This is a genomic window from Shinella zoogloeoides, from assembly GCF_003574625.1.
Taxonomy (GTDB): domain Bacteria; phylum Pseudomonadota; class Alphaproteobacteria; order Rhizobiales; family Rhizobiaceae; genus Shinella; species Shinella zoogloeoides_A.
The window spans coordinates 95152-121508 of the sequence record NZ_QNUJ01000013.1 but is presented as its reverse complement, the minus strand read 5'-3'; the positions used below and the strand labels follow the sequence as shown (position 1 = coordinate 121508).

Below are 26357 nucleotides of genomic sequence, written 5' to 3'. Positions count from 1 at the left end.
CCCGCCCACGGCGGGTCTTTTCGTTTGAAAATCACTGGTGATATTTCGTGACTAGCCGCTTCTGCCCATCGAGGGCATGATATGCGACTGATCCGGCGCGCAGGTGAGGCGTTGCGAAACGGCACGCGCCGCGCGAATATGAAAGACTTCGATTCTGTTTCGCGTATGCTCCGGCAATGATTGCCGGGGGAAGGCCGCAAGTTCCGCGACAGCGCGGAAGACTAGACTTCCTTGATGGTTCGTCTGGTTCGGCGCGGGGGTGGGGCACCTCGGCGCCGGGCTTGAAAAAGCGTTAGCCGCACGCCACCTGTGGATGGAAAAGATAGCCGGCCCGGTGTTCCCAGGCACCGAGTGGACCGGTTCCCGGAAACGGGACGTTTGAAAGGAAATGACATGACGAAAAAGACGTCTGCGCCGCACGATTCCACGGCCTATCCGGTCCTGCCCCTGCGCGACATCGTGGTGTTCCCGCACATGATCGTGCCGCTGTTCGTCGGTCGCGAGAAGTCGATCCGCGCGCTGGAAGAGGTGATGGGCACCGACAAGCAGATCATGCTTGCCACCCAGATCAACGCTTCCGACGACGATCCGGAGACCGACGCCATCTACCGTATCGGCACCGTCGCCAACGTTCTCCAGCTCCTGAAGCTGCCCGACGGCACCGTGAAGGTTCTCGTCGAGGGCCGCGCCCGCGCGGAGATCGACGGCTACACCGAGCGCGAAGAGTTCTACGAGGCGATGGCGCATGTGCTGCCCGAGCCGGACGAGGACCCGGTCGAGATCGAGGCGCTGTCGCGCTCGGTCGTCTCCGAGTTCGAGAACTATGTGAAGCTCAACAAGAAGATTTCGCCGGAAGTCGTCGGCGCCGCGAGCCAGATCGAGGACTACTCGAAGCTCGCCGACACCGTCGCTTCGCACCTCTCCATCAAGATCGTCGAAAAGCAGGAAATGCTCGAGACGACCAGCGTCAAGCTGCGCCTCGAAAAGGCGCTCGGCTTCATGGAAGGCGAGATCTCGGTCCTGCAGGTCGAAAAGCGCATCCGCTCGCGCGTCAAGCGCCAGATGGAGAAGACCCAGCGCGAATACTACCTCAACGAACAGATGAAGGCGATCCAGAAGGAGCTCGGCGACGGCGAGGACGGCCGTGACGAGATGGCCGAGCTGGAAGAGAAGATCGCCAAGGTCAAGCTCTCCAAGGAGGCCCGCGAGAAGGCGGATGCCGAGCTGAAGAAGCTGCGCCAGATGAGCCCGATGTCGGCGGAAGCCACCGTCGTGCGCAACTATCTGGACTGGCTCACGGGCATTCCGTGGGGCAAGAAGTCGAAGATCAAGACCGACCTCAACGCCGCCGAGAAGATCCTCGACGAGGATCATTTCGGCCTCGACAAGGTCAAGGAGCGCATCGTCGAATATCTCGCCGTGCAGGCCCGCTCGACCAAGATCAAGGGCCCGATCCTGTGCCTCGTCGGTCCTCCGGGCGTCGGCAAGACCTCGCTCGCCAAGTCGATCGCCAAGGCGACCGGCCGCGAATATATCCGCATGGCGCTTGGCGGCGTGCGTGACGAGGCCGAAATCCGCGGTCACCGCCGCACCTATATCGGCTCGATGCCCGGCAAGGTCATCCAGTCGATGAAGAAGGCGAAGAAGTCCAACCCGCTCTTCCTGCTCGACGAGATCGACAAGATGGGCATGGACTTCCGCGGCGATCCGTCTTCGGCCCTGCTCGAGGTGCTGGATCCGGAACAGAACTCGACCTTCATGGATCACTACCTGGAAGTCGAATACGACCTGTCCAACGTCATGTTCGTGACGACGGCGAACACGCTGAACATTCCTGCGCCCCTGATGGACCGCATGGAAGTGATCCGCATCGCCGGCTACACGGAAGAAGAGAAGCTGGAAATCGCGAAAAGGCACCTGCTGCCCAAGGCGATCCGCGACCACGCGCTGCAGCCGAAGGAATTCTCGGTCACCGACGGCGCGCTGATGGCGGTCATCCAGCAGTACACCCGCGAGGCGGGCGTTCGTAACTTCGAGCGTGAACTGATGAAGCTCGCCCGCAAGGCGGTCACCGAGATCATCAAGGGCAAGGCGAAGAAGGTCGAGGTCACGGCTGACAACATCCATGACTTCCTCGGCGTTCCGCGCTTCCGCCACGGCGAAGCCGAGCGCGAGGACCAGGTCGGCGTCGTCACGGGCCTTGCCTGGACGGAAGTCGGCGGCGAGCTGCTCACCATCGAAGGCGTCAGCCTGCCGGGTGGCAAGGGCCGCATGACGGTCACCGGCAACCTGAAGGACGTGATGAAGGAATCGATCTCGGCGGCGGCCTCCTATGTCCGCTCGCGCGCCGTCGATTTCGGCATCGAGCCGCCGCGCTTCGACAAGACGGATATCCACGTGCACGTGCCGGAAGGCGCGACGCCGAAGGACGGTCCGTCGGCCGGTATCGCCATGGCGACCGCCATCGTCTCCATCATGACCGGCATCCCGGTCTCGAAGGATATCGCGATGACGGGCGAAGTGACGCTACGTGGCCGGGTCCTGCCGATCGGCGGCCTCAAGGAAAAGCTGCTCGCGGCGCTTCGCGGCGGCATCAAGAAGGTGCTGATCCCGGAAGAGAACGCCAAGGACCTGGCGGACATTCCGGACAATGTGAAGAACAGCATGGAGATCGTCCCGGTCTCGCGGATGGGCGAGGTGATCGCGCATGCGCTCACCCGCAAGCCCGAGCCGATCGAGTGGGACGGCACGGTCGAGGCGGCCAAGGTGCCGCCCGTCGAATCGACCGAGGACGGCGCCGGAGCGGTCGCGCACTGAGCCTTCCGCCCGGGGCAATTTGCCCGGCCATGACTGGAAAATGCCAAAAGACCGGCCCCTGGGCCGGTCTTTTTCGTCGAAAAGAGTGTGTAAACCCCGGATTCTCAGGCTTTTCGGGCGAAATATTCTTGCGGGGCGAAGGCCGATGCGTATTCTGCCCCCGACTTGTATGAGTCGTTTCAAACCGTAAGAAAGGGGTGGAAACATGAACAAGAATGAACTCGTATCCGCAGTGGCTGAGAAGTCTGGCCTCTCCAAGACGGACGCAGCATCTGCTGTCGACGCCGTTTTCGAGACGATCCAGGGCGAACTCAAGAACGGCGGCGACGTTCGTCTCGTCGGTTTCGGCAATTTCTCCGTATCGCGTCGTGAAGCTTCGAAGGGCCGCAACCTTTCGACGGGCGCCGAGATCGAGATCCCGGCTCGCAACGTGCCGAAGTTCTCGGCCGGCAAGGGCCTGAAGGACGCCGTCAACGGCTGATCTTCAGCCGCCGTGTGATCCCCGCGTGCAAGCGCGGCCGGTCCTGCGGCAGCTAAAACGCTCTCGGCCTTTCGCGCGTCGTCACCGACGCGCGGCGCTGGAGGGCAGAGCGGTTATCCACTCCGCCGCCATCCTGATTTCAGGATCTGGGGTCCGGTTCGTCCGGGCCCCTTTTTATTTGCGCGGAAGGCGCACCTCACCATCTCGATTGTCATCGCGCTGTAACAGGAAAGCCTCAGAACCGCCGGGTTCCTATTGACCGGATTCCGGAGGATTTCATGAAAACCCGTTCGCTCACCGCTGCGCTGGCAGCGCTCCTCGCCGCATCGGTGGCCTCTGCCGCCAGCGCCGAGCCCGTATTCAATCGCATTGCGTCCTTTGCCGTCGCCGACAACCTGCCGGAAGGCGCGGACAAGGCGAAGCCGACCTCGTCCGAAATCATCGCCGCCTCCGAGGACGGCAACACGCTCGTCTATTCCGACAGCCCGAACAAGGCGATCGGCTTCATCGACATCACCGACGCCAGCGCGCCGAAGGCCGGCGGCACCGTCGCCTTCGAAGGCGAACCGACCTCCGTGACCTTTGCGGCCGGCAAGGCGCTGGTCGCCGTCAACACGCGCGAGAGCTATGTGAAGCCTTCCGGCATCCTCGCCCAGGTCGACGTCGCCTCGAAGGCAGTCGATGCGACCTGCGATCTCGGCGGCCAGCCGGATTCGATCGCACTCAACAAGGACAAGACGCTCGCCGCCATCGCCATCGAAAACGAGCGCGACGAAGAGGTCAATGACGGCGCCATCCCGCAGATGCCGGCCGGCGATCTGGTACTGCTGTCGCTGAAGGACGGCGTCGTCGATTGCGGCTCGATCAAGCACGTAGCCCTGACCGGCCTTGCCGAAATCGCCGGGGAGGACCCCGAGCCTGAATTCGTCTCCTTCAACGGTCTCGACGAAGTCGCCGTGACCCTGCAGGAAAACAACCATATCGTCATCGTCGACGGCAAGACGGGCGCGGTGAAAAACCACTTCTCCGCCGGCACCGTCAGCCTCGAAGGCGTCGATACCAAGAAGGACGGTGCACTGAAGTTCACCGGCAAGGTCGAGGACGTCGCCCGCGAACCCGACGCCGTGAAGTGGCTGGACGACAACCGCCTCGTCGTCGCCAACGAGGGCGACTGGAAGGGTGGCGCCCGCGGCTTCACCATCTTCGACAAGCAGGGCAAGGTTCTCTACGAGAACGGCCCGGCCTTCGAACGCGAGATCGCCAAGATCGGCCATTATCCGGACAAGCGCAACAAGAAGGGCGTCGAGCCGGAAGGCCTGGAAGCCGCGAAATTCGGCGAGGACAACCTGTTCTTCGTGCTGGCCGAGCGCGCCTCCATCGTCGGCGTCTACAAGGACACCGGCGCAGAGCCCGAGCTTCTGCAGCTCTTGCCGTCCGGTATCGCGCCTGAAGGTGCCGTCGCCATTCCTGCCCGCAACCTCCTCGTGACGGCCAACGAGGCCGACCTCGTCGAGGACGGCGGCGCGCGCTCGCATGTCATGATCTATGAACGCGCGGAAGGGGAGGCTGCCTATCCGCAGATCGTCTCCACCGAGAAGGACGGCGAGCTGATCGGCTTCGGCGCGCTTTCCGGCCTTGCCCCGGTCAAGGACAAGCCGGGCATGCTCTATGCCGTCAATGATTCCTTCTATGCCTCGCAGCCGACGATCTTCACGATCGATGCCACCGCGAAGCCGGCGAAGATCGTCGATGCCCTGCGCATCACCCGCAATGGTGCCGCCGCGCAGAAGCTCGATAGCGAAGGCCTGACGCCGGATGGCGAAGGCGGCTTCTGGCTGGCCAACGAAGGCGATGCCGACAAGCTCTATGCCCATGCCATCATCCACGTGAACGCGAAGGGCGAGATCGACAAGGAGATCGCCATTCCCGCCGAGCTGCGCGCCGGCGAAAAGCGCTTCGGCTTCGAAGGTATCACCAGCGTCGGCGAGGGTGACGACACGGTGCTCTGGATGGCAGTGCAGCGCGAATGGGGCGATGATGAGAAGGGCTTCGTGAAGCTCGTCTCCTACAAGCCCTCCGACAAGGAATGGGGCGCCGTCCGCTATCCGCTCGACAAGACGGAAAGCGGCTGGGTCGGCCTCTCCGAAATCACGGCGAACGGTGATCACGCCTATATCATCGAGCGTGACAACCTGATCGGCCAGGCCGCCAAGCTGAAGAAGCTCTACCGTGTGGCGCTGGCCGACCTGAAGCCGGCCAAGCTCGGCGGTGAACTGCCGGTCGTGAAGAAGGAGGAGGTCCGCGACCTCATTCCTGACCTCAAGGCCACCAACGGCTATGTCGTTGACAAGGTCGAGGGCTTTACGATCGATGCGGCCGGCAACGGCTTCGTCGTGACGGACAATGACGGCGTGGACGATTCGTCCGGCGAAACGCTGTTCTTCGGTATCGGCCCGCTCAACGCCATGTAGGCGGCGGGTCCCGCGTCCTCCTCGTGCGGGGGAGGGCGCGGTTTTCCACGTCCAAACGAAAAGGCCGGGATCCTGCGATCCCGGCCTTTTCGTTTCTCGTTGTCGTTCGGTCTTAGCCGACGACGCGCAATGAAGCCGCGGGCGCTGCCTCGGGCAGCTCGCTTGCGTTCCTGTCTCTTTCCCGTTGCAGCTCTTCGGTCTTGGCGCTGAGGCAGCCGATGATGTCCTTCAGATGCTGCTTCTGATCTTCGGTCAGAGCGTTGAAGATCGCTTCGATCGTCTTGTGCTGCGGTTGCTGGGCGGCCGAAATGACGGTCCGGCCCATATCCGTGATCGAGACGATCTTGGCGCGGCGGTCCTTCGGGTCGGGCTCGCGTTTTACGAGCTTGTCGCGTTCCAGGCCATCGATCGCTTCCGTTACCGTACGGGGTGCGAAACCAAGCGCGCAGGCGATATCCGTCGACCGCTGCGGGCCCTGACATTCCAGAAGAAGCAGGAACTTGCTGCGGGCGAGCGAGACGCCTTCGTCCATCATGCACTCATTCACCAGGCGACTCACCTGATGGTAGAGTTTGAACATGCCTTGGGAGATTTCTATCGTGCTACTCATGAGGTGGAATATAGGTATTATGAGGGACCATGTCAAATGATCACGAAGTTTTTCGTTGAATTTGATCATAGATATTGAACGATCCCTGTAAATGCGAACTGTTCGGTAACAGGCGGTTTTTCTTGGCTCTTCTCGGTCTTTTTCGGGGAGGGGCGATTTCTTCCCTGCATAACCCGCCCATAAGGTCGCGGGCGCGGCCGCAAGCATTGACCGGGCGGGTGGCCGGGGCGATGGTCCGGCCATGCCATTCCGCTTCATCCACACGGCCGACCTGCATCTCGATTCGCCACTCGCCTCGCTCGCGCTGCGCAACGCCGACCTCGGCGACCTCGTGCGCGGGGCGACCCGCAAGGCGCTGGAGCGTATCGTCGACCTTGCCATCGCCGAGGCGGTGGATGCGGTGATCGTCGCCGGCGATCTCTATGACGGTTCGCAGACTTCCATGGCGACCGCGCTCTTCCTGATGGGCCAGATGCGGCGGCTGGAGGCGGCCGGCATCCGCGTCTACATCATTCGTGGCAACCACGATGCGCAGTCGCAGATTACCCGCGAGCTGACCTTCCCGCCCAACGTCCACGTCTTCGACGGGCGCGGCAAGCCGGTGCGCGCGGGGGCGCTGGAAAATGGCCGCGAGGTTCATGTCCACGGCGTCAGCTTCGCCAATCCGCACGCCCCCGCCTCGCTGCTGCCGACCTTCCGTGCGCCGGTGCCGGATGCGGTCAATATCGGCCTCATGCATACGAGCCTTGCCGGCGCGAGCCGGCACGATCCCTATGCCCCGGTGGGGCTTGCCGATCTTTCGGCGCACGGCTTCGACTACTGGGCGCTCGGCCATATCCATCAGCGGCGCGTCCATCTGGAAAAGCCCTGGATCGTCATGCCCGGCAACCCGCAGGGCCGCGACATCAACGAGGGCGGGCCGAAGGGCGTGACGCTCGCCACCGTCGCCGAAGACGGTTCGATCACCTGCGAGGAACGCCGTGTCGCCGTCGCGGTCTTCGAGCGACTTTCGCTCGACCTTGCCGGCATAGACGACTGGAACGGCATGCTCGACCGGGCCGAAAGCCTGCTCGGCGCGGCGCGGGCGGCCGCAGGCGGCGCGCATCTCGTCGCCCGCCTTGCCGTGACCGGCGCGACGCCGCTCGCCTGGCGCCTGCGCCGCGACGAGGACCTGCTGCTTGCCGAATTGCAGAACCTTGCCGCCTCGCTCGGCGAATGCTGGATCGAGGCGGTGGAGCTTGCCGTTTCCGTACCCGCTGCGGAAGCGGGCGCCGATGCCGGCCCGCTCGCCGAGCTGGCGCGCCTGATGCGCGAGGACGTCGTGGAGAACCATGCCTATCGGGAAGAGCTGCGCGAGACGCTGGGCGATCTCCTGCGCCAGCTTCCGCGGGAGGCGCGCAGCCTCCTTGCCACGGACGAGGCGGAGGAGGAGGCGCTGCTGTCGGACCTCGCCCTTCAGGGCTCGGACGCCGTGCTCGCCCGCCTCGGCGGCGAGAGCGGGGGAGCCTAGCGCATGCGCCTCGACAGACTGGACCTCGTCCGCTACGGCAAGTTCACCGACCGCAGCCTGGATTTCGGCAGCGCGCAGCCGGGCAGGGCCGATTTCCACCTCGTCCACGGCCCCAACGAGGCGGGCAAGTCGACGCTTTTCTCCGCCTATCTCGATCTCCTCTTCGGCATCGAGAAATCGAGCGCCTACGGCTTCCTCCACCCCTATGCGCTGATGCGCGTCGGCGGCGCGCTCTCCATCGGCGCGCAGCGGCACGAGGCCTATCGCCTCAAGAAGAACCAGGGCTCGCTCGTCACGGCCGACGACCGGGCGTTGCCGGACGGGCTCTTCGCCTCCGTGCTCGGCGGGATGGACCGCAACGCCTATCGCACCATGTTCTCGCTGGACGACGAGAGCATCGAGAAGGGCGGCGAGGATATCCTGAAGAGCGAGGGCGAGCTCGGCTCCATGCTGTTTTCCGCCAGCTCCGGCCTGTCCGACATGGCCTCCGGCCTCGCCGCGCTGAAGGCGGAAGCCGACGACTTCTACCGCCCCTCCGGCCGCAAGCACGGCCTGTCGGTCCTGAAGGCGGAAATCGAGGCGCTGGCCGCCGAGCGCAAGGCGCTCGACGTCGCCGCGCGTGATTACGGCCAGCTCGTCCGCGACCGCGATGCCGCGGCCCAGCGCCACGAAAAGGCGACGGCCGCGCGCGGAGAAGCGCGGGCAGCGCTTGCGCAGGCGGAGCGCAGCCTTTCCGCGTTGCCTTACCTCCATCGCCTGCGAGCGCTGCGCACGGAGCTCGGCGGCTTCGACCTCGGCGATTCGCCGCCGCCCGCCTGGCGCATGCTGCTCGGCGAGCTTGCGCGCGAAGAGGCGGAGATCGCCGCGCGGGCCACGCGCGTCGTCGACGAGCGCGAGCGCCATGTGGCGGAGCGCGCCGCGCTTGCCGAAGACCTTGCGGTGCTCGCCGCCGAGGCCGATATCGCCGCGCTTTCCGGCTCGGCGCTGGAAGCCCGCTTCCGCACCGCCGCCATGGACCTTGCCGCCCGCGAGGCGGACCGTGACCGCGCTGCCGCGACCATCGCCGCCGGCATTGCCACGCTGGGCCTGCCCGCCGAGGCCGATCCACTTGAAATCCTGCTGCCCGCCGGCCTTGCCGAACGGCTCGGCTCCCTCCTGTCGCGGCGCGTGGCGCTTGCCGAGCGGTTCGAAGCCGCCGGGCGGGAGCGCGCGGAGGCGGAAAAGACCCTTGCTGCCATTGGCGACGGGGGCGGCAGCGCCTCCGACGCGGAAAGACAGCGCGACGAGGAGGCCCAGTCGGCCCTTGGCGCCATCGTCCGCGCCGCCCGCGCCGGCGATCTGCCCGCCCGCCTGCGCGAGGCCCGGCGCCTTGCGGCGCTGGCAAAGCAGGAGGCGGATGGCGCCCTGTCCCGCCTCGCGCCATGGACGGGCTCCGCGGCTGCGCTGGAAGCCGTCGCTGCTCCGGCAACGGACGAACTGGAGCGCCTGCGCCGGCAATCCGACGCGGCGGCCGATGCTTTGAACCGGCAGCGGGAACAGGTCGCGGTGCTGGAGCGCGATGTCGCCGCCGCAAGGGCAACGCTCGATGCGCTTCGCAAGGCAACGGGCGCGGCGGGGGAGGAAGAGGTCGCTCACCTGCGCGCCGCGCGCGAAGCGGCATGGCAGGCGCATCTGGCGAAACTGGACGCACCGTCCGCCGGGACCTTCGAGGCGGCGATGCGCGAGGACGACCGCGCGACGGAAGCGCGGTTGCGCAATGCCGACCGCCTGTCGGAAATCCGCGTCCTCGAACGCACCGTCTCCGAAGGGGCGGCAAGGCTCGAAACCCTCGGCGCCGAGACGCTGCGGCTGGAACGGCAGAGGGCGGATATCGAGGCGGAATCCTCCGCCCTTGCTGTCGGCCTCGGGCTCGCGCCGCAGGCCTCCCTTGCCGATGTGGTTTCCTGGCTGGAGCGCCGCGCCGTGGCATTGGAGAAACTCGCCATGCTTGCACGGCAGGAGATGGAGGCGGGGCTTGTCGCGCGGGAAGCGGGCGATGTCTCTTCCCGCCTCTCCGCCTACCTTCCCGAAGGGGTGGTAAAGGATGCGGGCTTCGACGAGACCCTTTTCCTTGCGGAGGACAGGCTGGAGGCGCTGAAGACCGCCCGCGCCGAGCGCCTTGCCACCGCCGAGCGCCTTGCGCGCGCAAAGGCGGATGTCGAGGCGCGCGGGAAGGCCATGGACGAGGCCGCAAGCGCATTGGCGGCATGGCAGGAGGTTTGGGACACGGCGATTGCCGGCACGTGGCTTGCGAGCGGCAGCGCCCCGGCCGATCCGGATCGCCTCGCGACCCTGCTGCCCGCCTTGCAGGCGCTTGCCCAGAATGTCGAGCGGCAGCGCGAACTGGAGCATCGCATCGCGGCCATGCGCCGCGACCAGGAGGATTATGCCGGCCATGCGGGCCGACTTGCCGATCGCTTGGCCGATCGCCTGACGGAACCCTTCGATCCCGCCGATCCTCTGGCGACCGTCGCCGGGCTCGCAAGCCGCCTTGCAGCGGCGAAAATGGTCCGCGACCGCCGCGAGGCCATCGACAAGGCCCTCGCGCGGCTCGACGAGGAGGAGAGGGCGCTGGACGAGCGCCGCGCGGTGCTCGCCTCGCGCCAGTCGGATATCTTTGCCTTCCTCGGCTGCGAAAGCCTCGCGGAGGCGGAGATCCTGCTCGAAGCCTACCGCAAGCGCGACGAGGTGCGCAGCCGCGCGGAGGATGCCGCGCGCGATCTCGTGCAGCAGATGCGCGCGGAAACGGTCGACGAGGCCGAGGCGCTGCTCGCCGTCGTCGACGAGGACCAGCTTGCCGCCGAGCGCGGCGACCTTTCGGCCCGGCTGGACGAACTGGACCGGGCGGTGCAGGAACAGCACCTCGCACGGGCGAAGGCCGAGGAGGCGCTCGCCGCCATCGCCGGCAGCGACGCGGCGGCGGCGCTGGAGGAGCGGCGGCGCACCGCGCTGGTCGACCTTGCGGAAAGGTCGCGGCGTTATCTTTCGACGCGCGCCGGCATCATGGCCGCCGAACAGGCTCTTCGCCTTTACCGCGAGCGCCATCGCAGCGCGATGATGGAGCGGGCCTCGCACACCTTCCGCGACATTACCGGCGGCGAATATGCCGGCCTTTCCACGGTGCTGGAGAAGGACAGCGAATTCCTCGTCGTCAATGCCGCCGCGGGCGGCTCGAAGCTCGCGCGGGACCTTTCCAAGGGAACGCGCTTCCAGCTCTATCTCGCCCTGCGCGTTGCCGGCTATCACGAGATCGCCGCAAGCCGCGAGATCGTGCCCTTCATCGCCGACGACATCATGGAGACCTTCGACGACCGGCGGGCGCTGAACGCGCTGCGCGTCATGGGCGGGATGGCACGAAGCGGGCAGGTGATCTACCTGACCCACCACCAGCACCTGAAGGAGCTTGCGCGGGAAGCCTGCCCGGACGTCACGATCCACGAACTGTGACGGCTGAAACGGCCCGGAAGCGGCCGGAATGGGCGCCGCGAACTTGACTTGCCGGGGGTTAAATGTTTCTTGGCGCACCATCGGCAATGCCTGCGCAGACTGCTTCGCGCGGCGTTCCGCCCGGCAATTCCTCCATCGGGAATTGCGGGAAGGCTAAGGACAGGCATGACGACCGGAACAGGCAAAGAGGCGGCGATCTGGGAGCGGGGTTTTGCACCCGTCGGCTTCCTCGTGCTGCTTTTCACGCTGTTCTTCTCGCAATTTCCCCTTTCGGGCGATGCGGGAACGCCGGGCCATCCGCAGCGCGCGGCCGCTGAGGGCGGACTCGCGCCGTCGCCGCTCTCGTCTGCCGGCGAGGACCTCTGGTTCCCGGCCGGCAGCCATGCGGAACGGCGCGTCGCCAAGGCCAAGACGGGCCTTGCGGACGGCGATTCCGCCGGCAAGGCGCTCCTGCCGTCCGCGGGCGCGCTGCTCTATCCCTTTGAAACCGCGTCCGTCGTCGTCTTCCCGGCGGCGGAAGATGCGGCGCCGGTATCGGCCGGCAGTGCTGCCTTCCGCAGCCGCGCGCCTCCGGCTTTTGCCGCCTGAGGCCCTCCGGCGCTAACGCGCCGCGCCATTCGATTGAATTCCGATCCCACGGTCGGCGCCGGCCTTTTCGGTCGCGCCGTTCCGGCAGTTGAAGTGGAACAACCCCATGAAAACCTCCAAATGGGCATTGTTTGTCTCCGCCGCCATCATCCTCTTCGGGATGCTCGCGGCCGTGCCGAACGTGCTGACGCCTGAGCAGCAGGCGAAATACGGGCACTTCCTGCCCTCCAATCCCGTCACCCTCGGCCTCGACCTGAAGGGCGGTTCGCACCTTGTCCTGGAGGTGGATTCCGCCGCGCTGCGCAAGGCGCGCATGGACGTGCTGCTCAACGATACCCGCGCGATCCTGCGCACCGCCGGCGAGCGTGCCTCGGCCGCCCGCCTCAACGGCACGACGCTGACCGTCACGCTGCCCGACCAGGCGGCGCTCGACAAGGTGCTGCCGGAAGTGCGCAAGCTTGCCGCGCCCACCTCGACGCTCGGCTTCGGCGCCGGCTCGTCGGATATCGATGTCGCGACCAGCGGCCTCCAGATCAACGTGACGCTGACCGAAGCCGGCATCAACGAGCGCATGTCGGCCGCCGTCGAGCAGAGCCTCGAGATCATCCGCCGCCGCGTCGACCAGGTGGGCGTTGCCGAACCGCTGATCCAGCGCGTCGGCGGCGACCGCATCCTCGTCCAGCTTCCGGGTCTTCAGGACCCGACTCGCCTGCGCCAGCTTCTCGGCTCGACCGCGCAGATGAGCTTCCACATGGTCGACCAGACCGTGGATCCGAACGGCGTCGCCCCGCGCGGCGTGCTGATCCTGCCCGGCGCGAACGACGGCCGCAAATATGCGGTCGAGGAGCGCGTGGCGATCTCCGGCGACCGGCTGGCCGACGCCAAGGCCGGCTTCGACCAGCGCTCGAACGAGCCGATCGTCTCGTTCAGCTTCGATTCCACCGGCGCGCGTCAATTCGCGGAAATCACGCAGGCCAATGTCGGCAAGCCCTTCGCCATCGTCCTCGACGGCAAGGTGCTGACGGCGCCGGTCATCCGCGAGCCGATCATCGGCGGCCAGGGCCAGATCTCGGGCAACTTCAACCCGCAGGAAGCGACCGTCCTCTCGGCGCTGCTGCGCTCGGGCGCCCTGCCGGCACCGCTCACCATCATCGAGGAGCGCACCGTCGGCCCGAATCTCGGTTCGGACTCGATCCGCATGGGCCTTTATACGGGCTTCGCCGGCCTTCTCGCCGTCGTCATCCTCATGCAGGTGCTCTATGGCGCCTGGGGCCTCATCGCCAATCTCGGCCTCGTGCTGCACACGATCCTGACGATCGGCGTGCTGGGCCTCCTCGGCTCGACGCTGACCTTGCCCGGCATCGCCGGCATCATCCTCGGCATCGGCATGGCGGTGGACGCCAACATCCTGATCAACGCCCGTATCCGTGAAGAGACCGCGGGTGGGGCCGGGGCCATGAAGGCGCTCGACGTCGGCTTCAACAAGGCCTACGCCACCATCGTCGACGGCAACATGACGACCATGGTCGGCATGATCCTGCTCTTCATGTTCGGCTCGGGCCCGGTGCGCGGCTTCGCCATCACCATGATCATCGGCCTTGCGATCTCGATGTTCACCTCGATCACCTTCGTGCGCTTCCTGATGCGCGAGGCGGTCATCGTGCGCAAGATGAAGAAGATCGATATCCATTCGCTCTTCGGCAAGGTCTGGGAAATCCCGACCTTCTCCTTCATGCGCGGCCGCTACATCGCCATCGCCATGTCGGCCTTCATCTCGACGAGCTCGATCATCCTGTTCTTCACGCCGGGCCTCAACTACGGCATCGACTTCGTCGGCGGCATCCAGGTCGAGGCGACCTCCAAGTCGCCCATCGACCTCGCGACGCTCCGCAAGAAGATGGAGGACCTCAACCTCGGCGAAGTGGCGCTGCAGGAATTCGGCCAGGGCACGTCCGTGCTCGTGCGCGTCCAGCGCCAGCCGGGTGGTGAGGCCGAGCAGACCGCGGCGCTTCAGGAGATCCGCAACGGCGTTGCCGAGATGATCCCGGACGCCAATTTCGAGCGCACGGAAGTGGTCGGCCCGACGGTCAGCACCGAGCTGGCGCGGTCCGGCTTCCTCGCCGTCGGCCTCGGCATGGTGGCGATCCTGATCTACATCTGGTGGCGCTTCGAGTGGCACTTCGCGGTGGGCGCCATCGTGACGCTGATCCTCGACATCACCAAGATGATCGGCTTCTTCTCGCTGATGCAGATCGATTTCAACCTGACGGCCATCGCCGCAGTGCTGACGCTGATCGGTTACTCGGTCAACGACAAGGTGGTGGTGTACGACCGAATGCGCGAGAATTTGCGCAAGTACAAGTCGATGCCGTTCTCCGACCTCATCGACCTGTCGATCAACCAGGTGGTCATGCGATGCATCTTCACCTCGCTCGCCGTGGCGGTCTCGCTGCTGCCCATGGCGATCTGGGGCGGCGACACGGTCAAGCCCTTCGCCTGGCCGATGCTGTTCGGCGTCGTCGTCGCGACGACCTCGTCGATCTATATCGGCGGCCCGATCCTGCTGTTCCTCAGCCGCTGGTGGAAGGATCGCGACACCGCCCGCGCCACCGGCACAGCCGGCAAGCCGGCTGCGGAAGCGTAAAGCAGAACGGGCGCCCTCGAGGCGCCCGTTTCGTTTCAGGGGAAGCGTGCGGGACTGAAGGTCTCGGCCCCGATGCCCTCGCGGGCGAGCGGCTCCGGCACCGGGCTTTCCGTGAGGAGGGCGGCGGCAAGGCTGCCGAGGGCGGGCGAGGTGAGGATGCCGTAGCCGCCCTGGCCGGCGAGCCAGAAGAAGGACGGCTCGTCCTGAGCCGGCCCGACGATGGGCAGGCGGTCGGCGGAAAAGCTGCGCATGCCGGCCCAGCTGCGGAAGACCCGGCGCACACTGAGCGTCGTCGCCTCCTCGACATAATGGGCGGCATAGGCGATGTCGATTTCCTCCGGCTGCACGTCGGCGGGCTCGCAGGGCGTGGCGTCGGCGGGCGAGGCAAGCAGGCGGCCGCCTTCCGGCTTGAAATAGAACGTGTCCTCGATCTCGTTCATTTCCGGCAGGCTGCCCGCATCCACGCCCTCCGGCAGGTCGACCGTGACGGCGGTGCGCCGGTGCGGCAGGATGCCGAGGGGCTTGACGCCGGACAGGCTGGCGACCGTGTCCGCCCAGCCGCCCGCCGCATTGACGAGCACGCCGGCGGAAAGGGTTTCGCCATTGGTCTCGATCAGCCACCGGCCGCCGTCCCGTCGGGCGCCGGTGAAGGGACGCCTTTCGAGGACCTGCGCGCCGTTGTGCCGGGCGTGGCGAGCATAGGCCTGCAGGAGCGCGTCCACCTCGATGTCCCAATAGTCCGGGTCGAAATAGGCGGCCGCGACATAGGCCGGGTTCATGATGGGCGTGCGGGCAAGAAGCGCAGCCTCGTCCAGCCACTCGACGGCGACGCCGAGCGCCTTCGTCTGCTCGAAGCGTTCGCGCACCAGCGCAGCCTTGTCCTCGGCGCCGAACAGGATGCTGCCGCGTGCGACGAGAAGCGGCACGGCGGCAAAGCCCTCCGGCGGGCTTATCATGAAGGCATGGCTGGCGCGGGCCAGCGCGTTCACGAGGGGGGCGTTGTCGCGCAGGGTGAATTCGGCGGCCGAGCGGCCGGTGCTGTGGTAGCCGAGCGCCTCCTCCCGCTCCAGCACCACGACGGAGCGGTGCGGGCTCAGAAAATAGGCGAGCGACAGGCCGGCAATGCCGCCGCCGATGATTGCGATGTCGAAAGTCTGCATGGCCGCCTCCGTCTGTTCGTGGAGAAAGGCCTACGAAAGCTGCCGATATTCTTCAAATTTATAGCGCTGAAGGCGGGTATCATCAGGATTGATGCGGCTCGCCCCAGCGCCAGACGGGCACGTCGGCGATATGGGTGAGGAAGGCGCGCTCGGCCGGGTTGAGCGCCGAGCCGGGATTGGTGATGCGGAAGGTCTCCGTCACCGGTAGGTCGTCATAGGGCGGCAATTGCCAGAGCTCGCCGGCGGCCAGCGCCGGATCGGTGAGGTGGGCCGGCAGCATGCCGATGCCGGCATTGGCGACGACGAGGCGCAGCACCTCCTCGACGTTGAAGGCCAGCGCCCGCACCTGCTGGCCGAAGGAGCCGACGGCGCGCACCGCCGTTACCGGCCCCATATGCGGCCCGCCGAGCACGTCGGCGAGGAAGCTGACATAGGGCTCGCCGCGCAGGTCCTCGAGCCGCGCGTCGCGCCTGCCGAACAGCCGGTGTCCGCGCCCGCAATAAAGCGCATAGCGCTCGAAGCAGAAGGGCACCTTGTCCAGCCCCTCGGGAATGATGCCGTCCGAAAGGCCGAGCGTCGCGACGCCCCGCTCGACCGAGCGGATCACGTCCGTCGTCGTCTCGACCGTCACGCCGACGGTGACGCGCGGATGCAACCGGAAGAAATCGGCGATGGCCCGGTCCCATTCCGGGTTCATGGCGTGGCTGACGGCGTGGATGGTGATGTGCCCGGCAATGTCCTCGCCGGAGGGCTCCATCGCCTCCGGCAGGCGCACGATGGCGGTGAAGATGTCGCGGCAGAGCGCATGGAGGCGCTCGCCGGCTTCCGTCAGCTCGAAGCGGCCGGGGCTGCGGTCGATCAGCCGGTGGCCGACCGATTGCTCCAGCCGTTTCAGCGCCATGCTGACGGCCGGTTGTTGCAGCAGCAGCCGGTTCGCCGCCCGCGTGATCGAGCCTTCCTCCACCACGACGACGAAGGTGCGCAGGAGGTTCCAGTCGAGATTGTGGGCGAAGCGTTCGAGGCGGTTGATCGGCATGCGCCTAGCTAGGACGGCGGGGCGGGGGAAGGCAAGGGCTCTTGCCCTGTGCGGCCGGGCTGCCCCTCATCCCGCTGCTGCGACCTTCTCCCCGCAAGTGGGGAGAAGGGGATGGTGCACTGCTTTTCCTCAAGCAACTCCGGCAGAGAGGAAGGAAAGCGGTTCCGCTTGTTTCCTTCTCCCCGCTTGCGGGGAGAAGGTGGCCGGCAGGCCGGATGAGGGGCGCGCTACGCTTCCCACGCTCACTTCATCGTATAGATATCGATCGAGAAGTACTTGTCGTTGATCTTCTGATACGTCCCGTCCTCGCGGATGGCCTTCAGCGCGGCGTTCAGCTTCTCGCGCAGGTCGTTGTCGTCCTGGCGCACGGCGATGCCGACGCCTTCGCCGACGAATTTCGGATCGGTGATGGGCTTGCCGATCAATTCGCAGCAGGCCTTGCCGTCGTCGTTCTTGGTGACCCAGTCGAGCAGCGGGATCATGTCGCCGACCTGCAGGTCGAGACGGCCGTTGGCCATGTCGAGGTTCACTTCGTCCTGTGTCGGGTAGAGCTTGATGTCGGCGTCCGGATAGACGGCGGCGGCGTAGTCGGCCTGCGTGGTGCCGGACTGGGCGCCGATGGTCTTGCCCTTCATGCCTTCATTGGTGAAGTCGGTGATGCCGGAATTCTTCGGCGCGGCATGGGTCATGGCGGCAAGATAGTAGGGGTCGGTGAAGGCGACCTGCTTCTTGCGCTCCTCGGTGATGAACATCGAGGCGATGATCATGTCGTATTTCTTGGCGATGAGGCCCGGAATGATGCCGTCCCAGTCCTGGCCGACGACTTCGCATTCGACCTTCATCTTCTCGCAGAGCGCAAGGCCGATCTCCACGTCGAAGCCGCCGAGCTTGCCGGCCGAATCCTGGAAGTTGAAGGGCGGGTAGGCGCCCTCCGTGCCGATCTTCAGCGTCTCGGCGGATGCGGTGGCCGAAAGCAGGGTGGAGCTTGCGAGAGCCAGCGCAAGAAGCATTCTTTTCATGGTTGTTCCCCAGTTGTGATTGCGAGCAATGGGGAACGGTAGCGCGGGGCCGCGCATAAACGAAATAGATAGCCATAATGTTGGCTATCATTTCAGTTTATGCGCTTTGCCTGTTTTACCAGCGCTGGTGGACATGCGGTGCGACGAGGCGCTCATAGACCTCGCGCGTCGCTTCCATCACGTTTTCCGGGATGGCGGGCAGGCTTGCGGCCGCCGCATTGGCTTTCGCCTGTTCGCCGTTGCGAGCGCCCGGGATGACCACGCTGACGGCATCCGCCATCAGGATCCAGCGCAGCGCGAAGGCGGCCATGCTCTCGCCCGCCGGCACCAGTGCACGGATTTCCTCGACGGCTTGCAGGCCCGTCTCGAAAGGCACGCCGGCAAAGGTCTCGCCGACGTCGAACGCGTCACCGTTGCGGTTGAAGTTGCGGTGATCGTCGGCGGCAAACGCGGTGTCCCGCGTGATCTTGCCGGAGAGCAGGCCGCTTGCCAGCGGCACGCGGGCGATGATCGCGACCTTGCGGCGGGCGGCCTCCTCAAAGAAGAGCCGCGCCGGGCGCTGGCGGAAGATGTTGTAGATGATCTGCACGCTGACGACGCCGGGATATTCGATCGCCTTCAGCGCTTCCTCGACCTTCTCGACGCTGACGCCGTAATCGGCGATCTTGCCGGCGGCCTTGATCTCTTCCAGTGCCTGGAAGACCTCGGGGCGGTAATAGACTTCGGTCGGCGGGCAATGCAGCTGCACGAGGTCGAGGCATTCGACGCCGAGATTCTTCAGGCTGCGGTCGATGAAGCTTTCGAGATTGGCCTTGTTGTAACCGTCAGCGACATGCGGGGAGAGCCGGCGACCGGCCTTGGTCGCCACCATCGGGCGCTCACCGCCACGTTCCTTCAGCACGTCGGCGATGATCTTTTCCGAGCGGCCGTCGCCATAGACGTCGGCGGTGTCGATGAAGGTCATGCCGGCATCGAGTGCAGCGTGAAGGGCGGCGCGGCCATCCGCTTCGCTGACGTCACCCCAGGCGCCGCCGATCTGCCAGGCGCCGAAGCCGATATCCGTGGTGGTGAAGCCCGTACGGCCGAATGTGCGATGTCTCATGAAAATCTCCCGGCAAAAAATGAATTTGCCGGGAGGTAACATCCCAGGAAGGGACGGACAAGGAACGCCGGTCAGGCCGACGTGATTTCGACGAGGTAGAAGGCGGCGCTTGCGCCCGCCGGCACCACTTCCGCCTCCTCCGCGCTATCGAGCACGAGGGCGTCGAGCGGCTGGAGGCCGAGGAGGCCATCCGCCGTGGAGACGCCGAGCGGTTCGAGCGCCAGCAGCAGACGCTGGCCCGACGATGCCGGGAGCGCCTTCGCGCCCTCGGCGACGTAATGCGCGAGGCTGTGCCCGAAAACGCCGCGCCGCGTCATCACGTTGAGGTCGGTGATCGGCCCGCCGGGAAGGCGTGCCGTGGTCGGCGCATCGGCCGGGAAGGGGAGCGGTGCGGACTTTGGTGTCAGCAGCCTCTCGCCAAGCCCTTCGATGGACAGTTCCATACCGTCGCCCGTAAGCACCGCCAGCGTGCGGTCGATGCCGGGGAAGACGGAGAAGGGACCGTCGCTCGCCACGCCCGCCATGCTGACGCGCCAGCCGAAATCCGAAAGGCTCGCGCCTTCCGGATGCACGATCACCTCGACCGTCTCGCCGCCGCCGTTCTTCCACGGCATGCGGCGATGGTCGGCGTTGCGGAGCAACCGGCTCATCAGTTGCCCAGGATGCCCGGCAGGCGCAGGCCCTTTTCACGGGCGCAATCGAGCGCGATGTCGTAGCCCGCATCGGCGTGGCGCATGACGCCGGTCGCCGGGTCGTTCCACAATACGCGGCCAACGCGCTCGGCGGCTTCATCCGTGCCGTCGCAGCAGATGACGACGCCCGAATGCTGCGAGAAGCCCATGCCGACGCCGCCGCCGTGGTGGAGCGACACCCAGGTCGCGCCGGATGCGGTGTTGAGCAGGGCGTTGAGCAGCGGCCAGTCGGATACGGCGTCCGAGCCATCCTTCATCGATTCCGTCTCGCGGTTCGGCGAGGCGACGGAACCCGAATCGAGGTGGTCGCGGCCGATGACGATCGGAGCCTTCAGTTCGCCGTTCTTGACCATCTCGTTGAAGGCGAGGCCGAGGCGATGGCGGTCGCCGAGGCCAACCCAGCAAATGCGCGCCGGCAGGCCCTGGAAGGCGATGCGGTCCTTCGCCATGTCCAGCCAGTTGTGCAGGTGCTTGTTGTCGGGCAGCAGCTCCTTCACCTTGGCGTCGGTCTTGTAGATGTCTTCCGGATCGCCCGAGAGAGCGGCCCAGCGGAACGGACCGATGCCCTTGCAGAACAGCGGGCGGATATAGGCCGGCACGAAGCCCGGGAAGGCGAAGGCGTTTTCGAGGCCTTCTTCCTTGGCGACCTGGCGGATGTTGTTGCCGTAGTCGAAGGTCGGGATGCCCATGTCCTGGAAGGCGATCATGGCTTCGACGTGCTCGCGCATGGAAGCGCGGGCGGCCTTTTCGACAGCCTTCGGGTCGCTTTCGCGCTTTGCCTTCCACTCGGCCATCGTCCAGCCCTTCGGCAGGTAGCCGTTGATCGGGTCGTGGGCGGAGGTCTGGTCGGTGACCATGTCGGGGCGGATGCCGCGGCGGATCATTTCCGGCAGGATCTCGGCTGCGTTGCCGAGCAGGCTGACGGACTTGGCTTCGCCGGCCTTCGTCCAACGGTCGATCATCGCCATGGCTTCGTCGAGCGTCTCGGCCTTCTCGTCGATGTAGCGGGTGCGCAGGCGGAAATCGATCGAGTCCGGGTTGCACTCGACGGCAAGGCACGAAGCGCCGGCCATGACCGCGGCGAGCGGCTGGGCACCGCCCATGCCGCCGAGGCCGCCGGTGAGGACCCACTTGCCCTTGAGGTTGCCGTTATAGTGCTGGCGGCCGGCTTCCACGAAGGTCTCGTAGGTGCCCTGAACGATGCCCTGCGAGCCGATATAGATCCACGAGCCGGCCGTCATCTGGCCGTACATGGCAAGGCCCTTCTTATCCAGCTCGTTGAAGTGATCCCAGGTGGCCCAGTGCGGCACGAGGTTGGAGTTGGCGATGAGAACGCGCGGCGCATCCTTGTGCGTGCGGAAGATGCCGACCGGCTTGCCGGACTGCACGATCAGCGTCTCGTTTTCTTCAAGGTCGCGCAGCGAGGCGACGATCTTGTCGAAATCGGCCCAGGTACGGGCGGCGCGGCCGATGCCGCCATAGACGACCAGTTCGTGCGGGTTTTCCGCGACGTCGGGGTCGAGGTTGTTCATCAGCATGCGCAGCGGCGCTTCGGTCAGCCAGCTCTTGGCGGTGCGTTCGGTGCCGGTGGCGGCGCGGACTTCGCGGATATTGTGGCGGGGATTGTCGGTCATGGCTGGTTCTCCCGGATCAGCGTTTGAGGGTGGAGGCGAGCGCCTCGATGCGTTGCAGAATGTCTTTCAGGTGAACGCGGAGCCGTGCGGCCTTTTCCGCGTCCAGATCGAAGGGCGGGACTTCCGTGGACAGATGGCTCACCTGGGCGAGCTCCATCTGGATGGCGTGCACGCCGGTTTCCGGCTTGCCGTAGTGGCGCGTCGTCCAGCCGCCCTTGAAGCGGCCGTTGAGGATGCTGGTATAGCCTTCGGCCTTCGCGCAGGCCTCGAACGTCGCCGTTTCGATTTCCTTCGCGCAGGTGCGCCCCATGTCGGTGCCGACGTTGAAGTCCGGCAGCCGGCCCTCGAACAGGAAGGGAATCAGCGAGCGGATCGAGTGGCAGTCGTAGAGGATTGCCACGCCATGGATCGCCTTCACACGCTCGATCTCGGCGGCGAGGGCCGCGTGGTAGGGCGCATGGAAATTGGCGAGCCGGTAGGCGATGTCGGCCTCGGTCGGCGCTTCGCCATCCTTCCAGATCGGCTTGCCGTCGAAATCCGTCTCCGGAACGAGGCCCGTCGTGTTCTGGCCGGGATAGAGGCTGACGCCAGCCGGATCCCGGTTGGCATCGATGACATAGCGGTGGAACGTGGCGCGCACGGTCGTCACGTTCGGCAGCAGGCCGTCATAGAGGCGTTCGATGTGCCAGTCCGTATCCGCGAGGATGCGGCCATTGTCGTTCAGGCGCTCCCAAATATCGGCAGGAACATCCGTGCCGGTATGCGGGAAGGCGAGAATGACGGGCGAGGTGCCCTGGTGGGTTTCGAAGAGTGCCATGTCAGGCCTCCAGAACCGGCAGGATACCCTTGGTGACGGAAGCGGCGAGCGCGCCCGAGGAGACGAACGTGCCGGCGGCGGCGAGGTCCGGGGCCATGTAGCGGTCTTCCTCCAGCGTCGGCACGACGGTGCGCAGTGCGGCGACGACCTTCTGCAGCTCCGGGCTTGTGGTGAGCGGTGCGCGGAACTCGATGCCCTGGGCAGCCGTCAGCGCCTCGATGCCGATGATGGCGGAGAGGTTTTCCGTCATGCGCAGCAGGCGGCGGGCACCGTGGCAGGCCATGGAGACATGGTCTTCCTGGTTGGCGGAGGTCGGGGTGGAGTCGACCGAGGCCGGATGCGACATCTGCTTGTTCTCGCTCATCAGCGCGGCCGAGGTGACTTCCGCGATCATGAGGCCCGAATTGAGGCCCGGCTTCTTGGCGAGGAAGGCCGGCAGGCCGAAGGAGAGGGCCGGATCGACCAGCAGCGCGATGCGGCGCTGGGCGATAGCGCCGATCTCGCAGGTCGCGATCGCGATCTGGTCGGCGGCGAAGGCCACGGGCTCCGCATGGAAGTTGCCGCCGGAAACGACGCTGTTATCCGACAGGACGAGCGGGTTGTCGGTCACGGCATTGGCTTCGATTTCGAGCGTATGGGCGGCCGAGCGCAGGAGATCGAGGCATGCGCCATCGACCTGCGGCTGGCAGCGGATGCAATAGGGATCCTGCACGCGCTCGTCGCCGGTGATGTGGCTGTCGCGGATGACGGAGCCGGCCAGCAGTGCACGAAGCGAGGCGGCCGCATCGATCTGGCCCTTGTGGCCGCGCAGCGTGTGGATGTCGGGATGGAACGGCGCGGAGGAACCCATCGCAGCGTCGGTGGAGAGCGCGCCGGTGACGAGCGCGGCCTGCGCTGCGCGGTGGGCGCGGAAGAGGCCGGCAAGCGCAAGGCCGGTGGAGACCTGTGTGCCGTTGATCAGTGCGAGACCTTCCTTGGCGGCCAGAACGACCGGCTTCAGGCCGGCCTTTTCGAGGGCCTTGCCACCCGGCATACGGTCGCCGGCATAGATGGCTTCGCCTTCGCCGATCATGACGGCGGTCATGTGGGCGAGGGGAGCGAGGTCGCCCGAAGCGCCGACGGAGCCCTGTTCCGGAATGACCGGGATGACGCCCTTGGCCTGCATGGCTTCGAGCAGGCGGACGATCTCGATACGCACGCCGGACGCACCGCGGCCGAGCGAGATCAGCTTCAGCGCCATGATGAGGCGCACGATGTTTTCCGCAAGCGGTTTGCCCACGCCGCAGCAGTGCGACAGGATCAGGTTGCGCTGGAGCGTCGCGACATCGGCCGGTGCGATCTTGATGGAGGCGAGTTTGCCGAAGCCGGTATTGATGCCGTAGACCGGCTCGTCGCCGGCGGCGATTTCCGCGATGCGCGCGGCGGCCTTCTGGATGCCGGCATCGAAGGACGCGTCAAGCTTGGCGGCTTCGCCGGTCCAGTAGATGGTTTCGAGGGTTTTCAGGGGCACGGAGCCCGGATGAAGCGTGATCGTCATGTTTCATTTCCCGATGCAGCGCACAGGCTGCGTATGATGTGATCAGTGTCCGCTGCGGATACGGGCATGCATGGGGTTGAAGCCCATGCGGTAGACCAGTTCCGCCGGCCGGCCGATGTTCCAGAGAACGAAATCGGCCCATTTTCCGGCCTCCAGCGTCCCCACCTCGTCGACCAGCCCAAGCGCGCGAGCGGCTTCGCGTGTCGTGCCGGCGATGCATTCCTCGACGGTCATGCCGAAGAGGGTTGCGGCCATGTTCATGGTGAGGAGGAGGGAGGTGAGCGGCGACGTGCCGGGATTGGCGTCGGTTGCGACCGCCATTTTCACGCCGTGCTTGCGGAAGAGATCAACCGGCGGCTTCTTGGTTTCACGAATGAAGTAGAAGGCGCCGGGCAGGATGACGGCGACGGTGCCGGCTTTCGCCATCGCGGCTGCGCCCGCATCGTCGGTATATTCGAGGTGATCGGCCGAAAGCGCGCCGTAGCGGGCGGCAAGTTCGGCGCCGTGCAGATTGGAAAGCTGGTCGGCATGGAGCTTGACCGGCAGGCCATGCGCCTTCGCGGCCTCGAAGACCTCGGTCATCTCGGCGGTCGAAAAAGCGATGCCCTCGCAGAAGCCGTCCACCGCATCGGCAAGCCCCTCGGCCGCGACGGCCGGCAGCATCTCGGTGACGACCTTCTTTATATAGGCCGTCTTGTCGCCGTTCATTTCCGGCGGCAACGCATGGGCGCCGAGGAAGGTGGTGCGCACGGTGACGTCGCGCTCGTCGGCGATGCGGCGGGCCGCACGCAGCGACTTCAGTTCGTTTTCCGTGTCGAGGCCATAGCCGGACTTCATTTCGACCGTCGTCACGCCTTCGGCGATCAGCGCATCGAGGCGGGGCAGGGTTTCCCGCACCAGATCGTCCTCGCTTGCCGCGCGCAGCGCCTTCACCGAGGAGACGATGCCGCCGCCGGCCCGCGCGATCTCCTCATAGGAGGCGCCGGCAAGGCGAAGCTCGAATTCATGGGCGCGGTCGCCGGCATGCACGAGATGGGTATGGCAGTCGATGAGGCCGGGCGTGATCCAGCGGCCTTCACAATCGATGCTCTCCGCCTTGGCGAACATGGCGGGAAGCTCTGCTTCCGGACCCGCAAAGGCGATGCGCCCGTCGACGACGGCGATCGCGCCGTTTTCCACGATGCCGAGGCCGGGCAGGCTTTCGTTGAGCGTCGCAAGCCGGGCATTGCGCCAGACGCGGGCGATGTCGTTTTCCGTTGCCGTCATCGTGATTGCCTCTTCCCTGTGATGGAGATAATGTATATACATAATCACATCGGACGCAAGAGCCATTTTTCGGATCGGCGTCAGGGGTGCACATCGGGAGAGGAGACCGGCCATGGCCGTCATTCATGCAAGGCAGGCGCTGCTCGCAAGCGGCTGGGCGAACAATGTCCGCATCAGCGTCGAGGGCGGGCGGATCACGGGAATCGAGAGCAGGGCGGCCGCGCCGGGCGACGAACGCCACGACACCCTCGTCGCCGGCATGCCGAACCTGCACAGCCACGCCTTCCAGCGCGGCATGGCGGGCCTTGCCGAAACGCGCGGCCCCGGCAGCGACAGCTTCTGGAGCTGGCGCAATGTCATGTACCGCTTTGCGCTCTCCATGACGCCTGACGATGTCGAGGCGGTTGCCGCGCAGCTCTATGTGGAAATGCTGGAAGCCGGCTTCACCCGCGTCGGCGAGTTCCATTACCTGCACCACGACAAGGACGGCGGGCATTATGGCGACATCGCCGAAATGGCCACGCGGATCGCCTCGGCCGCGTCCGAGACCGGCATCGCCCTCACGCTGCTTCCCGTCTTCTATGCCCATGCCGGTTTCGGCGGCACCGCGCCGGGCGAGGGGCAGCGCCGTTTCATCAACGACCGCGATTCCTATGCGGCCCTTCTGGAGCGCTGCCGCGCCCTCACGGGTTCGTTGCCGGATGGTGTCACGGGTGTCGCCCCGCACAGTCTGCGCGCCGTCACGCCTGATGAGCTGAGCGCCGTCGTCACCATGGCCGGCGACAAGCCGATCCATATCCACATCGCCGAACAGGTGAAGGAAGTGGAGGACAGCATCGCCTGGTCCGGCCGCCGCCCGGTGGAATGGCTGCTGGAGAACCAGAAGGTCGACGGCCGCTGGTGCTTCATCCACGCCACCCACATGACGGATGCCGAAACGCTGGGCATGGCGAAAGCCGGCGCCATTGCCGGCCTCTGCCCGGTAACGGAAGCCAATCTCGGCGACGGCACCTTCCCGGCGCCCGATTTCCTCGCCGCTGGCGGCCGCTACGGCGTCGGTTCCGATTCGAACGTGCTGATCGGCCTGCCGGACGAACTGCGCCAGCTCGAATATTCCCAGCGCCTCTATCATCGCGCCCGCAATGTCCTGGCGGAGCCGGGCGGCTCGACGGGCCGTGCGCTGTTCGACGGCGCGCTCGTCGGCGGCGCGGCAGCGCTGGGTGCGGAAGCCGGTCTTGCCGCAGGCAGGGCAGCCGATTTCGTCAGTATCAAGGCCCGCCACGGCCTCGAACTTGCCGGCGACGGCCTGCTCGACGGCTGGATCTTCGCGAACGGTGCCGAAGTCGATTGCGTCTGGGTGAATGGCCGCAAACAGGTCGAGGGTGGCCGGCACGTCGCCCGCGAAGCGGTCGGCCGGCGCTTCACCGCGACCATGCGGGCGCTCGCCACGGCCTGAGGCCGTATTGAAAGCCGACCGGGCCTTTCCT

18 protein-coding genes are annotated in these 26357 nt (G+C 66.1%); 8 read left to right on the top strand and 10 right to left on the bottom strand.

The genetic code is table 11. From position 1 onward, the window contains the following. The first annotated feature begins 393 nt into the window (after positions 1-393). The 3 genes from lon (at position 394) to DSD28_RS22845 (ending at position 5769) form a co-directional block, all read left to right on the top strand. Positions 394-2817: an endopeptidase La gene (lon, locus tag DSD28_RS22855; RefSeq protein WP_119258732.1), complete on the top strand. Its 2424-nt coding sequence runs from the start codon at positions 394-396 to the stop codon at positions 2815-2817. Between the two features lie 205 nt (positions 2818-3022). Continuing rightward, positions 3023-3298, top strand: a complete 276-nt coding sequence (gene hupB, locus DSD28_RS22850; RefSeq protein ID WP_023516583.1) for a DNA-binding protein HupB — start codon at positions 3023-3025, stop codon at positions 3296-3298. A gap of 278 nt (positions 3299-3576) precedes the next feature. Further along, a complete protein-coding gene (locus DSD28_RS22845) occupies positions 3577-5769 on the top strand; it encodes an esterase-like activity of phytase family protein (RefSeq protein ID WP_119258731.1) in 2193 nt (730 codons plus the stop codon). A gap of 112 nt (positions 5770-5881) precedes the next feature. Here the strand turns inward: DSD28_RS22845 and DSD28_RS22840 are convergent, their stop codons facing one another. After that, positions 5882-6448, bottom strand: coding sequence for a MarR family winged helix-turn-helix transcriptional regulator (locus DSD28_RS22840; RefSeq protein WP_245424916.1), 567 nt, complete (start codon positions 6446-6448; stop codon positions 5882-5884). 172 nt (positions 6449-6620) lie between these two features. Here DSD28_RS22840 and DSD28_RS22835 point away from each other — a divergent pair, with 172 nt between their 5' ends. The 4 genes from DSD28_RS22835 to secD all read left to right on the top strand — a co-directional run bounded on the left by DSD28_RS22835 (position 6621) and on the right by secD (position 14607). Further along, positions 6621-7889 (top strand): metallophosphoesterase family protein, encoded by a 1269-nt coding sequence (locus DSD28_RS22835; RefSeq protein WP_119258729.1) that lies wholly within the window; start codon positions 6621-6623, stop codon positions 7887-7889. Between the two features lie 3 nt (positions 7890-7892). Beyond that, complete coding sequence (locus DSD28_RS22830) at positions 7893-11375, top strand: ATP-binding protein (protein WP_119258728.1); 3483 nt, start codon at positions 7893-7895, stop codon at positions 11373-11375. Positions 11376-11540: 165 nt separating this feature from the next. Continuing rightward, positions 11541-11963, top strand: a complete 423-nt coding sequence (locus DSD28_RS22825) for a hypothetical protein (protein WP_119258727.1) — start codon at positions 11541-11543, stop codon at positions 11961-11963. 106 nt (positions 11964-12069) lie between these two features. Next, positions 12070-14607, top strand: coding sequence for a protein translocase subunit SecD (gene secD, locus DSD28_RS22820; RefSeq protein WP_119258726.1), 2538 nt, complete (start codon positions 12070-12072; stop codon positions 14605-14607). 35 nt (positions 14608-14642) lie between these two features. On the opposite strand, the gene DSD28_RS22815 is transcribed toward secD, so the two are convergent. The 9 genes from DSD28_RS22815 to hutI form a co-directional block, all read right to left on the bottom strand. Then, positions 14643-15767: an NAD(P)/FAD-dependent oxidoreductase gene (locus DSD28_RS22815; protein ID WP_119258725.1), complete on the bottom strand. Its 1125-nt coding sequence runs from the start codon at positions 15765-15767 to the stop codon at positions 14643-14645. 82 nt (positions 15768-15849) lie between these two features. After that, entirely contained in the window at positions 15850-16803 is a 954-nt protein-coding gene (locus DSD28_RS22810) for a LysR family transcriptional regulator (RefSeq protein ID WP_119258724.1), read from the bottom strand. 242 nt (positions 16804-17045) lie between these two features. Continuing rightward, positions 17046-17822, bottom strand: coding sequence for an ABC transporter substrate-binding protein (locus DSD28_RS22805; protein WP_119258723.1), 777 nt, complete (start codon positions 17820-17822; stop codon positions 17046-17048). Positions 17823-17937: 115 nt separating this feature from the next. Continuing rightward, positions 17938-18924, bottom strand: a complete 987-nt coding sequence (locus DSD28_RS22800; RefSeq protein ID WP_119258722.1) for an aldo/keto reductase — start codon at positions 18922-18924, stop codon at positions 17938-17940. Positions 18925-18995: 71 nt separating this feature from the next. Beyond that, a complete protein-coding gene (locus DSD28_RS22795) occupies positions 18996-19574 on the bottom strand; it encodes a HutD/Ves family protein (protein ID WP_119258721.1) in 579 nt (192 codons plus the stop codon). Next, positions 19574-21250: a urocanate hydratase gene (gene hutU, locus DSD28_RS22790; RefSeq protein WP_119258720.1), complete on the bottom strand. Its 1677-nt coding sequence runs from the start codon at positions 21248-21250 to the stop codon at positions 19574-19576. Before hutU ends, DSD28_RS22795 begins: the two co-directional genes overlap by 1 nt. A 16-nt stretch (positions 21251-21266) precedes the next feature. Next, on the bottom strand, positions 21267-22067 hold the full coding sequence (gene hutG, locus DSD28_RS22785) for an N-formylglutamate deformylase (protein WP_119258719.1): 801 nt from the start codon (positions 22065-22067) through the stop codon (positions 21267-21269). Between the two features lies 1 nt (position 22068). Next, positions 22069-23604, bottom strand: coding sequence for a histidine ammonia-lyase (hutH, locus tag DSD28_RS22780; RefSeq protein ID WP_119258718.1), 1536 nt, complete (start codon positions 23602-23604; stop codon positions 22069-22071). 42 nt (positions 23605-23646) lie between these two features. Next, positions 23647-24870: an imidazolonepropionase gene (gene hutI, locus DSD28_RS22775; RefSeq protein ID WP_119258717.1), complete on the bottom strand. Its 1224-nt coding sequence runs from the start codon at positions 24868-24870 to the stop codon at positions 23647-23649. Positions 24871-24982: 112 nt separating this feature from the next. Here hutI and DSD28_RS22770 point away from each other — a divergent pair, with 112 nt between their 5' ends. Next, positions 24983-26326, top strand: coding sequence for a formimidoylglutamate deiminase (locus DSD28_RS22770; RefSeq protein WP_119258716.1), 1344 nt, complete (start codon positions 24983-24985; stop codon positions 26324-26326). The last annotated feature ends 31 nt before the right edge of the window (positions 26327-26357 follow it).